Annotated in this window: 7 protein-coding genes; 3 read left to right on the top strand and 4 right to left on the bottom strand. The window is 60.4% G+C overall.

All coding sequences use genetic code 11. The features are described 5' to 3' along the window. The 3 genes from VK725_RS15625 to VK725_RS15615 all read left to right on the top strand — a co-directional run. Positions 1 to 1089: MBG domain-containing protein (locus VK725_RS15625; protein ID WP_325318982.1), on the top strand; the 1089-nt coding region annotated here is incomplete at its 5' end. A gap of 43 nt (positions 1090 to 1132) precedes the next feature. Beyond that, a complete protein-coding gene (locus VK725_RS15620) occupies positions 1133 to 2809 on the top strand; it encodes a ShlB/FhaC/HecB family hemolysin secretion/activation protein (RefSeq protein ID WP_325318981.1) in 1677 nt (558 codons plus the stop codon). A 1-nt stretch (position 2810) separates the two neighbouring features. Further along, positions 2811 to 3641, top strand: coding sequence for a sulfotransferase (locus VK725_RS15615; protein ID WP_325318980.1), 831 nt, complete (start codon positions 2811 to 2813; stop codon positions 3639 to 3641). 94 nt (positions 3642 to 3735) lie between these two features. Here VK725_RS15615 and VK725_RS15610 read toward each other — a convergent pair whose 3' ends face one another. From VK725_RS15610 to VK725_RS15595, 4 genes are all read right to left on the bottom strand, one after another. Next, complete coding sequence (locus VK725_RS15610; protein ID WP_325318979.1) at positions 3736 to 6921, bottom strand: efflux RND transporter permease subunit; 3186 nt, start codon at positions 6919 to 6921, stop codon at positions 3736 to 3738. Positions 6922 to 7201: 280 nt separating this feature from the next. Then, positions 7202 to 10381 carry an efflux RND transporter permease subunit gene (locus tag VK725_RS15605; RefSeq protein ID WP_325318978.1) on the bottom strand — a complete coding sequence of 1060 codons (3180 nt, stop codon included), beginning with the start codon at positions 10379 to 10381 and terminating at the stop codon, positions 7202 to 7204. Between the two features lie 242 nt (positions 10382 to 10623). Beyond that, entirely contained in the window at positions 10624 to 13785 is a 3162-nt protein-coding gene (locus VK725_RS15600; protein WP_325318977.1) for an efflux RND transporter permease subunit, read from the bottom strand. A 215-nt stretch (positions 13786 to 14000) separates the two neighbouring features. Beyond that, positions 14001 to 15474: TonB-dependent receptor domain-containing protein (locus VK725_RS15595; RefSeq protein ID WP_325318976.1), on the bottom strand; the 1474-nt coding region annotated here is incomplete at its 5' end.

The following is a 15474-nucleotide window of genomic DNA, read 5'->3' as shown; positions in this document are numbered from 1 at the left end:
CCTTCAGGGCTGAGCTCGAGCAATTACACGATCAATTACGACAATGGCTTGCTGACGGTGAGCCCGGCCACGTTGACGGCCAGCCTCATTGGCACGACGAGCAAGGTGTACGACGGCACTACGGCGGCAACGCTCACGTCGGGCAACTACACGTTGACCGGCGTGATCGGCAGCGATGTGGTGAGCCTCAACGATCCTACGTCCGGCGTTTATGCCACCGCCAATGCCGGCAGCGGCATCAACGTACAAGCGAGCGGGTTGGTAATCAGTGGCAGTGGAGCCAACAATTACCTATTGAGCAACAGCACCGCCACCGCCCCCATCGGCACGATTACTCCGGCCCCTCTTACCATCACGGCCAACAACGCCAGCATCATTTACAACGCACAGGCATACAGCGGTGGCAACGGCGCGACCTATCACGGCTTCGTCGATGGACAGACGGCGGCGGTGCTCGGCGGTACGCTGACCTATGGCGGTAGTTCACAAGGTGCCCTGAATGTTGGCAACTACACGCTAACGCCCGGTGGCCTCGCGTCCGGCAACTACGCCATCACCTACGACAGCGGCACGCTCGCGATATCGCCAGCCACGCTGACCTATGTGGCGACACCGGCGCATACATATGTCGGCCAATCGATTCCTCCGCTCACTGGTACGGTCACTGGCTTGCAGGGCAGCGATACGCTAACCAGTGCCACCACCGGCACGCTGGCATTCACAACGCCGGCCACGACGCAAAGCATGGCTGGGCAATACGCCGTCGACGGTAGTGGTCTGGCCGCGAACGATGGGGATTACGTATTCGTGCAGGCCGCCGGCAATGCGCAGGCGCTCACGGTGCTGCTTCGCGGCGAGGCAGCGTTGCCCGGCGTGGCGTTTGCGCAGCAGCAGTTAGGTCAGCTGGCGCCAACCGCGACTGCGCTGCCGCCGGGGGGGCTGCTGGCGTCGACCGCGGCGTTGCCGTCGACGGCGACCACGCAGGACGAGGAAATCACGATACCGCCTCGATCCTCCCTGTCGGCCGGTGTATCGGATCTCTACACGCCGGATGTGCGTGTGATCGGCGGCGGTGTGCGCTTGCCCTAACGAACCACGCCATCTACTCACCTCACTTCTCGGATGCTTGCCTGTGACCCGATCTTCCGTGTTGCGTTTGTCGTCCCTCGCCCTGGCCATGCTGGCCGCCCCCGCGTTCGCGCAGCAGGCGCCACCCACCAGTGGTCAGCTACTGCAGCAGGCACAGCCTCCCCAATCACCGTTGCCTCCGCATGAGCCGGGACTGCAGATCCAGTCGCCGGTCGCCGCACACGTCACCGACAACACACCGTTTGCGGTGAAGCAGATTGTCCTTCGCGGCAATACCATCTTCGACACGAACACGCTGCACGCACTGGTCGCCGATGGTGAAGGCCGCACGCAGACGCTCACGTCGCTGACGGCTCTGGCGCACCGCATCACCGACTACTATCGCGCCCACGGTTATCCGCTGTCGCGCGCCAGCGTGCCGACGCAGGATTTGAGTGACGGTGTGGTGCAGTTCAACATCATCGAAGCGCGTTACGACCAAGTGCAGGTGACCAACCACAGTCGCGTCCAGACGAGCCTTCTCAACGCAACGCTCAGCCCGTTGCAGAGTGGCCAGCCGGTGACGCAGCAGGCACTCGATCGTCAGCTGCTGTTGCTCAACGACTTGCCCGGAGTGCAATCGCACGCGGCGCTAGGCCCCGGAAGCGCGCCGGGTACCAGCGATCTCAGCGTCGACGCCCAGGCGCTATCGCCTGTGACCGGTAACCTCACGCTGGACGATGGGGGCGATCGTTACACCGGCCTCATCCGTCTGGGCGGCAACGTAGCAGTGAACAACTTGACTGGCCTCGGCGACCAGCTAAGTGTGGGGCTGTTAGCCTCCGACGAGCACATGCATTACGGCCACATTGCCTATGACTTCGCACTCAATGGCGCGGGTACCCGGTTCGGGGTGGCGTACTCGGCGTTGTCTTATCAATTGGGGGAACACCTGTCGGACCTGGATGCCCGTGGTCATGCGACAGAGGGCAGCGCGTGGTTGTCGCAGTCCATCGTGCGCAGCCCCACGACGAATGTCAGTGCGCGGCTGGAGGTGGACAATCGCCACTTGGAAGACGACACCGGCGCCACCGATGTGCACGATGACCGACACACATGGGACTGGACGGCGAGCACCACCTTCGATCATCGCGATAGTTGGGAGGGAGGCGGCGTGACGCAGGCGCAACTGTCGGTGACGCGCGGGCAACTGGGCTTTGACAATGCGGCAGCGCAAGCCAGTGATGCGGTGACGGCCGATACGCAGGGGCATGAGCTGCATTGGGATGGCAGTGTGAGCCGCCTGCAAACGATCACCGCGACAACCCGCCTATACGTGGGCCTCAGTGGCCAATACAGCCACCGCAACTTGGACTCCTCGGAGCAGTTCCTGCTCGGCGGCATGCAGAGCGTACGCGGCTACGAAGTAAGCACACTGGCAGGCGCCTCCGGCTATCTGGCCACCGTGGAGCTGCGCCATGATCTGGCTCTGCCGGGTGGAGCATGGCAAGGCAGTGTGTTTGCCGATCAGGGTGGCCTGTGGATCAATCCGCAAAGCTGGGCCGGTGACACCGGCAGCAACCATGCCACACTGAGCAGCGTGGGTCTTGGACTGAACTGGGCCGGACCCGATCAATGGCTGGCTCAGGTGCAGGTGGGTCAGCCGGTAGGCAGCACGCCGGAACTGGCGGGCAGGCGTCCGTCCACGCGTGCATGGGTGCAGCTCAGCAAGGGGTTCTGACGTGGCAACACCCACCTTCGTTGGCGTTACCGGCCTGCCGCGCGCAGGCTCTACTTTGCTATGCCAACTGCTCGCGCAGCATCCGGAGATTCATTGCGAAGGGCACAGCTCGCCGCTGTGCAATACGCTGCTCGGCATCCGGCGGATGATCAGTGACGATCAGTTTTTCCTGTCGCAGCTGGATTCGTCATTCGACACCAGCTACGCGCATCTTGCATCGGCGATGCGCGGCTTCCTGCATGGCTGGTATCACGACAGTGGCGCGCACCAAGTGGTCATCGACAAGAACCGCGCATGGCTGCATGCGTTCGAACTGCTTCTGCATATCGAGCCGGAAGCCAAATTGATCGTCTGCCTGCGCGAGCTGGGGCAGATTTACGGTTCGATCGAGGCGCAACACCAGCGCACGATCCTGGTGGACTTTATCGATCATCTGGCCGACTACGACCGCTTCGGCCGCGCGGACATGCTGTTTGCGAAAGATCGCGTGATCGGCGCACCGCTGATCGCGCTGCAGGCGGTGCTGGATTTACCTGATGCCGCGAAACAGAGGTTGTACTTCGTGCGCTTCGAAGATCTGGTCGCGCAGCCAGTGAGGTGCATGTCGCATTTGTACGCATGGCTGGGATTGGCGCCGCTCGAGATCGATCCGGAGCAGCTCACGATGGGGATGCAGGAAAGCGACAGCCACTACCGGATGAAATATCCGCACCGGCAAGCCACGCGCATTGCAACGCCTGCGCCGCATGCGGTGCCGCCACGCATTCAAAAGCAGATCGAGACGGTGTGGGCATGGTTCTATCGACTTTACTATGGCGAGAAGATGCTCTGAATAAGCCACCCGCAGACAAGCCACGGTGCGACCTCAGCCGTGGCTGTTGCGACCGCGGGGGCAGCAGCCACGCGTCTTAAAGAGTGGCCCGTTCTCAACCCGTCCCGCCCACTTCCGGCACCGCCATCGGCTTGCCCAGTTGCCGCAAGCGACGTTTCTCTGCACGCCGTGCCTTGCGCATGGCTTTGCGCTCACGTCGGTCGTGCTGCCATAGATAGATCGCCGGTGTGCTGAGCAGCGTCAGTAGTTGCGAAACAAACAGACCGCCGAGAATGGCGATACCTAACGGCTGACGCATCTCCGAACCGATGCCAAAACCGATCGCCAGAGGTAATGCAGCCCCCATCGCGACTAGCGTCGTCATGGTAATCGGGCGAAAACGAACGAGTGCTGCTTCACGAATGGCTTCCGGCGGCGTGCGGCCATGTTCGCGTTCGGCGACCAGGGCGAAGTCCACCATCAAAATGGCGTTCTTCTTTACGATGCCGATCAGCATCAGCACGGCGATCACCGACATGGTAGACAGCTGCGTGTGCGTGATCAGCATGGCCAGGAACGCACCCATGCCCGCCGCCGGCAGGGTGGAAAGAATGGTCAGCGGATGGATCAGACTCTCGTAGAGAATGCCGAGCACGATGTACATCGCGAGGATGACCGCGATAAAGATCACCGCCGCATTGGTGGCCGCATCCACGAGCTTCTGGTTGTCGCCAGTGAATTTCTTCATGACGCCTGGCGGTAATTGCGCAGCGAACATCGCCTGATCGATGAGCTTCAAGCCATCGGCCTGCGTGATGTCGTCAGCGAGGTTGTAGTTGATGGTCGCCGATTCGAGCTGGTTGTAATGCTGGATGTCGATCGGCTCGATAAAGGGTCGGATATGCGCCATCGCCGAAAGCGGCACCATCTTGTTCTGGCTGTTGCGCACATACATGTTCAAGAGTGTTTGCGGGCTCAATGAACCGGCGTTGTCTGCGATCAGGATCACTTGGTATTGGTTGAGATCGGAGTAGATCACCGACACCGGCGTCTGGCCGAAGGCATCTGCGAGCAGCTGATCGATCTGGCCCATACCCACTTGCAGTCGCGAAGCGGCATTGCGATCGATTTCCAGACGCTGCTGCTTGCCAATGCTGTCGAAGCTGGTGCTTACATCGTGGAACTGCTTCATCGTGCGCATCACTTGCGCAAGTTTCAGAGTGGGTTCCTGCAACGCCTGGCTCGTAGTGCTGGTCAGGTCGAAAGCGTATTTGCCCTTGGCCTTGTTGCCGGTACTGCTAGTAAAAAAGCCGATACTGGTAAGCGTGATCTGCACGTCGGTCAGCTTCTCGTACTGCTTCTTCAATCGTGCAATAACTTTGTCCGCCGGGTCCGGGCGTTGGCCCGGACCATCGCCGCGTGGTTTGAGGTCGATGAAATACGTCGCTTCGTTGGCGACGGCGCCGTTGGTGTTGTTGCCGCCGAGAAAGGAGGTGACATCGAGCACGGCCGGATCGGCCAACATCGCGTGCTCGAGTGCCTGTGTGCGCTGGGCCAGCAGATCCGGCGAGATGTTGGCGTCCGCGACCAGATCCGCTTCGATCTTGCCGGTATCGCCTTCGGGCATCAGCGTGCCGCCGGCTGTCTTGGCTACGGCCATGGCCAGCACCACCGTCAGGATCAATAGCAGCAGCGGTTGCCAGCGCATGATGCGCCGATGGCGCATGGCCCAGTCCAGTCCGGCGGAATAGATGCGCAGCAGGCTTCGGTCGAAGCGCTCCACTGCCCGCTCCAGTTTGCCCGGTTGTGCGCGGGACTCCTCCCGCACCAAATAGATACCGCATAGCGCAGGCGTAAGCGTGAGGGAAACCAACGCGGAAATCACGATGGTCGCAATCAGCGTGACCGAGAATTCACGCATCAGCATCACCATCGCGTTATGCCCGAACACCATCGGCGCAAACACTGCGATCAGCGAGAGGGTGATGGAGATCACCGTAAAGCCGATCTCGCGCACACCGATAAGCGATGCCTGCAGCGGATCGGTGCCTTGCTCCATATGGCGAAAGATGTTCTCGATCACCACGATGGCATCGTCGACCACGAAGCCGATACACAACACCAGCGCAATCAGCGACAACATGTTGAGGGTGAAGCCAAGCGCATACATCAGCACGAAGGCGCCGGCCAGCGACAACGGTACGCTCAGCATGGCGATCACGGTCGGGCGTACACGGCGCAGGAAAACCAGCATCACCGCTGCGACCATCAAAACACTAAGCATCAGCGCCACTTCCACTTCGCGCAGCGTCGACTTGGTGGAATCGGTAAGATCGAAGATCGGCGTGATCTGCACATCGGCGGGCACCAGCGCTTCCAGCCTCGGTACCGTATCGCGGATGTTCTGCGCCAGCTGCACGGCGTTGGCTTCCGGGCGCTTCATCACCTGCAAAATCACGGCATGTTGGTTGTTGAACCACGCCGCCTGATAAGCATCCTGTTGGCCATCGGCCACGGTTGCGACGTCGGAGAGCCGCACCGGTATGCCCTTCTGATTGGCAATTACCAGCGAAGCGAAGTCGCGCGCTCTGATCAAACCATCGTTGGCGCTCACGGTCATCTGTGTCACGCCATCGCTGAGAATGCCCTGCGGTGAGTTGACGTTGGCAGCACGCAACACATTGGCCACGTCGTTGGCGGTAAGTCCTTTAGCCGTCAGTGCACTGCTGTTGAGCGATACACGCACGGCATGCGGCGTGCCACCGATCAGCTGTGCCTGCGCAACGCCAGGAATTTGCGCTATCGCCGGACGCATCAGCGTGTCGGCCAGATCGTAAAGTTTGTCCGGCGCCATGCTGGTGGAGGTCATGGCCATCAGCAGCACCGGAATCTGCGTGGTGTCGGCCTTGAACAATTGCGGCGGCGACAGCGCCATCACTGCGGGCAGATCGGGTATCGCCGCATTGATCGCCGCTTCGACGTCGCGCGCCGCATCATCGGCGCTGCGCGATGTGTCGAAAAGAATCTGGATCTGCGTGCCGCCGGGATTGGCGTCGGAGGTCATTTGCTGGATACCGGGAATGCGGCCGAACTGGCGTTCCAGCGGTGCCGTCACCGTGGCTGCCACCGTTTGCGCATCCGCTCCGGGAAGTAATGCTTGTACGGTGACGGCCGGAAACTGCATGGAAGGAAACGCAGCCAGGCCCAGTACCAGGTACGCGCAGAAGCCGGCGATTATCAGCCCGATCGCCAGTAACGACGTGGCGGCAGGGCGACGGATGACGGGCTCGAAAATATTCATGCGCTCACTGCCAGATTCACATCAATCCTCAGAAGGCGAAGTGGGCGGCGACCTCGCGCGCTGCACGCCATGCAATAGTGAAGGGCCACTCCCATAACACTTCATACGCGTGCGAGCGTGTCGGCAAATGTGCCTTTAGTCCGTCCATGCCGGAAGGCATGTGCATCTGTTATGGATGCGCGAACGATTGCGTATGGTTTTCGCTCTTGGCTGTTGTGGATCGGTATAAAAACGTCATCCTGGCTTGCGCCAGGATGACGTTCTCAAGAACGACAGAGACTTATTCCGTAGCAGGTATCTGACGGCCCAATTCGCGCAAGCGTCGTTTCTCTGCACGACGTGCCCTGCGTGCAGCTTTGCGCTCGCGGCGATCGTGCTGCCATAGATAAATCGCCGGCGTGCTGAGCAGCGTCAGCAATTGCGACACGAGCAAACCGCCGAGAATGGCGATGCCCAACGGCTTGCGCATCTCCGAACCGATGCCGAATCCGATCGCCAGCGGCAGCGCCGCGCCCATCGCCACCAGCGTGGTCATGGTGATCGGGCGGAAACGCACCAGTGCGGCTTCGCGAATCGCTTCGGGCGCGCTGCGCCCGTGTTCGCGCTCGGCGACCAACGCAAAGTCCACCATCAGGATGGCGTTCTTTTTCACGATGCCGATCAGCATCAGCACCGCGATCACCGACATGGTGGTGAGCTGCGTTTGCGTCACCAGCATCGCCAGGAACGCACCCATGCCCGCGGCAGGGAGCGTGGAAAGAATCGTCAACGGATGGACCAGGCTTTCATAGAGAATGCCCAACACGATGTACATCGCCATGATTACCGCGACCAGCAACAGCAGCGAATTGACGCCACCTTCTTGCAGCCGCTGATTGTCGCCCGTGAACTGCTTGGCGATGCCGGATGGAACCTGCGCGTTGAGCATGGCGACATCGATGAGCTTGAGCCCGTCGGTCTGCGTTACGCCATCGGCAAGGTTGTAATTGATCGATGCCGCTTCGAGCTGCTTGTAGTGCTGCACGTCGATCGGCGCGATATAGGGTTTGATATGCGCGATGGCCGACAGCGGCACCATTTTGTTCAGCGTGCTGCGCACGTAGAGATTCAACAATGTTTCCGGCCGCAGCGAATCGGCGTTATCGGCGACCAGGATGACCTGATACTGGTTGACGTCCGAATAGATGACTGACACCGGCGTCTGACCGAATGCATCGAACAGCACCTGATCGACCTGGCCCATGTTCACCTGCATGCGCGAAGCGGCGTTGCGGTCCACCTCGATCATCTGCTGCTTGCCGATACTGTCGAAGCTGGTCGATACATCGCGGAACTGCTTCATTTTGCGCATTTCACGCGCCAGGCGCAGCGTGGGTTCCTGCAGCGGATCGCCATTGTTGCTGGTGAGGTTGAAGGCGTATTGGCCTTTGGCGCCGCCGAAGGCGCCGCCGTTGTTGCCGAACAACTGCAGGCTCGTTACCGACACGTCGGCATCGGTCAGCTTCTTGAACTTCTCGCTCAGACGCGCAGCGACCTTGTCCGACGAATCATGGCGATCGTTCGGCCCTTTGCCCATCGGTTTGAGATCGATGAAAAACGAAGCCTGATTGCCGACACCGCCACCATTGTTGTTGCCGCCGAGCACGCTGGCGACGTCCTGCACCGCCGGATCGGCCAGGATCGTCGTGTAGACGGTCTGCGTGCGCTTGGTCAGCAGTTCGGGTGAGATATTCGCGTCGGCGACCAGGAAGGCTTGTGCAATGCCCGAATCGCTCTTGGGCATAAAGCCGCCGCCAGCGGTCTTCACGACCGCCACGGCCAAGACGACCGTCAACACCAGCAGCAGGATAGGTTGCCAGCGCATGATGCGGCGATGGCGCATGGACCAATTCAGGCCTTTTTCGTAAATCGCCAGCATCCAGCGATCGAAACGTTCCGCCATTTGCTCCAGACGCCCCGGTACGTGCTGCCCAGGTTGCTCGCGCGTGAGGTAGCGACCGCACAGCGCAGGCGTAAGCGTGAGCGATACCACCGCGGAAATGATGATGGTGGAAATCAGCGTGACCGAAAACTCGCGCATCACCATCACCAGGCCACTGTGGCCAAACAGCAACGGTGCGAACACAGCGATCAGCGAAAGCGTGATGGAAATGACGGTGAAGCCGATCTCGCGCACGCCTATCAACGCGGCTTCCAACGGTTCGGTGCCCTGTTCCATATGGCGAAAGATATTCTCGATCACCACGATGGCATCGTCGACGACGAAACCGATGCACAAGACCAGCGCGATAAGCGACAACATATTCAGCGTGAAACCGAAGCCCCACATCACGACGAACGCGCCCGCTAGCGACAGCGGTACGCTCATCATGGCAATCACGGTCGGTCGCGCGCGGCGCAGAAACACGAGCATCACCAGCGCGACCATCACGATGCTAAGGAGGAGTGCCAGTTCGACTTCGTGCAGCGCCGAGGTTGTCGACGCGGTGAGATCGAAAATCGGTGTGATCTGCACGTCCGCCGGTAGCGTCGACTTCAACAGCGGTATGGAATCCTTGATTTGCTTCACGAGCGCCGCCGCATTGGCTTCGGGACGCTTGTTGATGTTCAGCCCGACCGCATGCTGGGTGTTGAACCATGCCGCCTGATAGATATCCTGCTGGCCGTTTTCGACTGTGGCGACATCGGAGAGATGAACCGGTATGCCTTTTTGATTGGCGATGACCAGCGACGCGAAATCGCTGGCGGTTCTCAGCGAGTCGTTGGCGGTGACGGTCATCTGGCTTACGCCGTCCGACAGCACGCCTTGCGGTGAGGTGACGTTGGCGGCGCGCAAGACGTTCGCCACGTCGTTGGCGACCAGGCCCTTAGCCGTCAGCGCAGCGCTGTTGAGCGACACGCGCACGGCATGCGGCGCACCGCCCTGCACCTGTACCTGCGCGACCCCGTCGATCTGCGAAACCAGCGGCTTCATGTAGCTGTCGGCCAGATCGTAAAGCTTGTCCGGCGCCATGCTGGTGGAGGTCACTTCGAGCAGCAGCACCGGAATCTGCGAGGTATCGAACTTGAAATACTGTGGCGGCGACGACGCCATCTGCTGCGGCAGCTGGGGCATGGCGGCATTGATCGCCGCTTGCACGTCACGCGCCGCCCGGTCGACGTTCGTGCCCATGTCGAACTGAATGATGATCTGCGTCGCGCCCTCGCTCGTATCGGAGTCGATTTCCTCGACACCGGGGATGCGGCCGAGCTGGCGCTCCAGCGGAGCAGTGACCGTGGTGGCCATGGTCTCCGCGCTGGCACCGGACATCTGCGCCGCAACGGCGATGCCCGGAAATTGCAGTGACGGAAAGGCGGCCAGCCCAAGCTCGACGTAAGCGCAGATGCCGGCAATAAGCACGCCGATGGCGAGCAGCGACGTGCCCGCCGGTCGGCGAATGATCGGTGCGAAAATATTCATGCGACGGCGCGCCTTTCCACACGGGGCGCGCGCAATCGATCGAGGAGCCGGCCCTCGTTGGGGCGGCCACGGAACAGAGTTACATCCATAACGGTTTCATACCCTCCTGGGCAACTCTGCAAATGTGCCTGAAGTCCGGCCATGCCGAAAGACAGGTGTCCGTGCCATGGTCCACACGCAGGCGATTTAGTTCCCAGCCTGCGCGATTACCCCTCAACAATAGACCGATACGGTGACCGGCCTCAGTCCGCAGCGGGGATCTGCCCCCCAAGCTTGCGTAAACGCCTCTCCGCCCGGCGCTGCTTACGCATTGCCTTGCGTACGCGGCGATCATGCTGCCACAGGTAAATCGCCGGCGTGCTGAGCAGGGTCAGCAGCTGAGAAACGAATAAGCCGCCCAGAATGGCGATACCCAGCGGCTGGCGCATCTCCGAACCGATACCGAAACCGATCGCCAGTGGCAGCGCGGCACCCATCGCCACCAGCGTTGTCATCGTGATCGGGCGAAAACGCACCATCGCTGCCTCGCGGATGGCTTCGGGTGGCGGCAAATCGCGTTCGCGTTCGGCTACCAGCGCAAAGTCGACCATCAAGATCGCGTTCTTCTTCACGATACCGATCAGCATCAACACTGCGATGACCGACATGGTGGTCAGCTGCGTATGCATGATCAGCATGGCGAGGAACGCACCCATACCTGCGGCGGGCAGCGTGGAGAGAATGGTCAACGGATGGATGAGGCTCTCGTACAGAATGCCCAGCACGATGTACATCACAAGAATCACCGCCGCGAAAACAATCAGCGCGTTTTCCAATGCTTCGATCAAACGCTGATTGTCGCCGGTGTAGCGTTTGGTCACGCCCGGGGGCAATTGCGCCGCAAACATCGCCTGATCGACCAGCTTCAGGCCATCGGCCTGCGTGATGCCATCGGAAAGGTTGTAACTGATGGTGGACGATTCCGTCTGATTGAAATGCTGAACATCGATCGGCGTGATAAAGGGTTTGATGTGTGCCATCGCCGACAAGGGAATCATCTTGTTTTGCGCGCTTCGCACGTAGGTGTTCAAAAGCGTATCTGGACTCAGCGAATCGGCATTGCTGGCTGAAAGCACCACGCGATATTGGTTGATATCCGAATAGATGAGCGACACCGGATTCTGGCCGAACGCGTCGACCAGTGCCTGATCGATCTGTCCCATCCCAACTTGCAGTCGCGATGCCGCATTGCGATCGACTTCCAGCAATTGTTGCTTGCCGATGCTGTCGTAGCTGGTGGTGACGTTGTTGAACTGCTTCATCTTGCGCATCACTTGCGCCAGACGCAGCGTTGCCTCTTGCAGTGGCGCGCCGGTAGTGCTGTCCAGATCGAATGCATAATCGCCACCGCCTTTGTTGCTCGGGCCGCCAAGAAACTGCAGGCCGTGCATCGTTATCTGCACATCGGGCAGTTTTTTGTATTGCTTGTCGAGGCGATCGATCACTTTGTCCAGCGCATCCGGCCTTTCGCCCGGGCCTTTGCCGAGCGGCTTGAGATCGACGAAGAGTGTAGATTGATTGCCCACGGCACCGTTATTGTTGTTGCCGCCCAGAATGGTGGTGACGTCCACGACATCCTGGTCGGCCTGCATGATGTTTGCGACGGCTTGGGTGCGCGTAGCCATCAGGGACGGTGAGATATTCGCATCTGCCGTCATCTGCAGGATCAACATGCCGGTGTCTTCCTTCGGCATGATCGCGCCGCCGGCGGTTTTTGCGACAGCCATGGCTAGTCCCACGGTCAGCAGCAAAAGAATCAACGGCTGCCAGCGCATGATGCGGCGGTGATGCATTGCCCAATCCAGGCCGCGTTCGTAGATGCACAGCAATGAGCGGTCGAAGCGCTCGAAGAACGCTTCGATCCTGCCGGGCCGGCGCTCTCCGGGTTTTTCTTCCAGCAGATAGCGGCCGCACAGCGCCGGGGTAAGCGTCAGCGATACGAGCGCTGAAATCACGATGGTCGAAATCAGCGTCACCGAGAATTCGCGCATCAACATCACTAGCGTGTTGTTGCCAAATACCATCGGAGCGAAAACGGCAACCAGCGAAACGGTAATGGAAATGACCGTAAAGCCGATCTCGCGCACGCCAATCAGCGCGGCTTCGAGCGGTTCCGTGCCGTGTTCCATATGCCGTACGATGTTTTCGATCACCACGATGGCATCGTCGACGACGAAACCCACGCATAGCACCAACGCGATCAACGACAAGGTGTTGAGCGTGAATCCCAACGCAAACATCACCACGAACGCACCCGCCAGCGACAGCGGCACGCTGAACATGGCGATGACGGTGGGCCGCACGCGCCGCAGAAACACCAGCATCACCAGCGCGACCATCATGATGCTGAGCAACAGCGCGATCTCGACTTCACGCAATGCCGACTTGGTGGATTGAGTGAGATCGAATATCGGCGTGATCTGCACGTCCGCCGGTACGAGATTACGCAGCGCGGGAAGGCGGTTGCGAATCTCCTGCACGACCTCCACGGAGTTCGCCTCGGGCCGCTTGCTGATTTGCATCGACACCGCGCGCTGGCCGTTGAACCACGCGGCCTGATATTTATCCTGTTCGCCGCTCGTAACGGCTGCGACATCCGACAGGCGCACGGGTATGCCTTTCTGATTGGCGATTACCAGCGACCCGAAGTCTTGCGGACTGTGCAACGCATCGTTGGCGGTGACGGTCATCTGCGTCATGCCATTGCTGAGAATGCCTTGTGGCGAGGTGACGTTCGCCGCGCGCAATGTGTTGGCAATGTCATTGGCCGTGAGGCCTTTGGCAGTGAGCGCCGCGTTGTTGATCGTCACGCGTACCGCGTGTGGCGTGCCGCCAAACACCTGCACCTGCGCGACACCGGGAATCTGCGCAACCGCGGGCATCAACAAAGTGTCGGTAAGATCGTAGAGTTTGTCGGGCGGCATGCCCGTCGACGTCAACGAAATCAGCAAAATCGGAATCGATGCCGTATCGAACTTGAAATATTGCGGCGGCTGCATGTTCGTCGGCAGATCCGGCTGAGCCGCATTGATGGCGGCCTGCACATCACGCGCAGCCTTATCTGCGCTGCGCCCGAAATTGAACAGGATGCGAATTTGCGTACCGCCCGCATTCGTGTCCGAGTCCATTTCCTGGATATCGGGAATGCGCCCCAGCTGACGCTCCAGCGGTGCAACGACCGTCGCGGCCATCGTCTGCGCATCCGCGCCGGGGTATTGCGCGATGACGACAAGTCCGGGGAAATCCAGCGAAGGCAGCGCCGCCACGCCCAGCAGCAGATAGGCGCAAAAGCCGGCAATGGTCAAACCGATCGCCAGCAGTGACGTGCCGATCGGTCGACGAATGATGGGTGCAAAAATGTTCACCGGATCCCCAGCATAGAGGCGTCAGGCGAACGAAAGCCACGCACGCGCGTACAGCGCATGCGTCGGCGCAGGAGAAAAGGGCATGTTCATAAGCACTTTATGCCTCAGGGAGCGGGCCCTGCGAATGTGCCTTAAGTCCGGCCATGCCGAAAGGCATGAACGTGAATTCGCTGCCTATGCAGCTATGTCGCCGTCCGTGGCGACATTGTTTTATCTCAATGAATCGTCGGCGTGAAGCGCAGCGTGAGGTACCAGGTCCGGCCGAGCTGGTTGTAGTAGTACGCCGTTTCGTAGTTCTTATCGAAAACGTTTGCCAGGCGCGCTTCCACGCGCCAATCGGGTGCGAAGTTGTAGCTGGCGCGCAGGTCCGTGGTGGCGTAGCCGCCCATGCGGTACACGTTCGCGGCGTCGTCATAACGCGCGTCGGCGGCGAAGAACGTGGCGCCCACGCCGAACTTGCCGAAGCTGCGATCCACATCCACGCGCGCCGTCTGCCTGGCGCGGCGCGGGAGGATTTTTCCGTCGTCGCCGTCGTTGCCATCGTCCTTGGGCTGCAGCCACGTCAGGTAACTCTGTACGCGCCAATCGTCCACGTTGAAGCCGAGCTGGCCTTCGACGCCGCGAATCAGCGCGCGGCTGACGTTTTCCGGTACGAATTCGCTGTTCAACTCGATCAGGTTGCTGATGCGCGTTTGATACGCATTAAGGCCCCAGTTCCAGTTATCCAGCTGCTGCGTCAGGCCGATTTCGCCGCTGTGCGAGGTTTCCGGCTTCAGATCGGAATTGGACGTGGGCACACCGCCGAACGCGGGGTAATACAGATCGTCGAACGTCGGTGCATGGAACGCTGTGCCATAGCTGGCCGACAGCACCAAACCCTGATCGAAGTGATAACCCCACAAGGCATCGCCGGTGTTGTGATTGCCGAACTGATCGTTGTGGTCGTGGCGCGCCGACAACTGAATTTCGTTCTGGCCGAACATGCCCTGGTACTGCGCGAACGTACCGGCGTCGCCACGTGTAGTCTGCTCGTACGCGGTGTCGCTGAAGATGTGTTCCTGCTCGTAATCCGTACCCACGGTCAGCAACTGGCCCGGTGCCAACGTGATGTCGTTCTGCCACGACGCCTGGTTGCGGCGCGAATCGAAGTAGCCAGTACCCATGCGCGGGAAATACTCGCCGAAATACGCGCCCTGGTAGAACGTGCTGTCATCGTCGCGGCTCTGACCGGCGCTCAGCGTCACTTTCCAGATATCTACCGGCGTGAAGGTGAGACGCGTGCCGGCGACGTACTGTTCTTCGATCGCGTCATCGCCGCTGAAAGGCGAGCCGGCGTATTCGACGTTGCTCTTGCTGCGCAGCCAGTCGAACACCAGTTCTGTGCCGTTATCCCAGCGATAGCCGAAGTTGGCGAAGCCGTTCCAGTTGCGGTACGCATCGTTGCGCGGATCGTCGACGAAACACGCCACGCCCAACTCCGCCGCACCCGTGCGACACGAAGCAATACCGCTGGTGTATTCGCCGCCCAGGCTCGCGTTGTACCAAAGATGCGAGTCGCCGCCGGACACGCCAGCTTGGCTATTGATGTAGCCGTGGCTGCCGCCGGTGACGCTTATCGAGGGCGCGATGCCGCCATTGGGCTGGCCGTGACGCGTAAAGATCTGGATCACGCCGCCGATTGCATCAGAG

The sequence above is a fragment of the Dyella sp. genome (assembly GCF_035486915.1).
Lineage (GTDB): Bacteria > Pseudomonadota > Gammaproteobacteria > Xanthomonadales > Rhodanobacteraceae > Dyella_B.
This window is presented reverse-complemented; position numbering and strand designations above follow the sequence as displayed.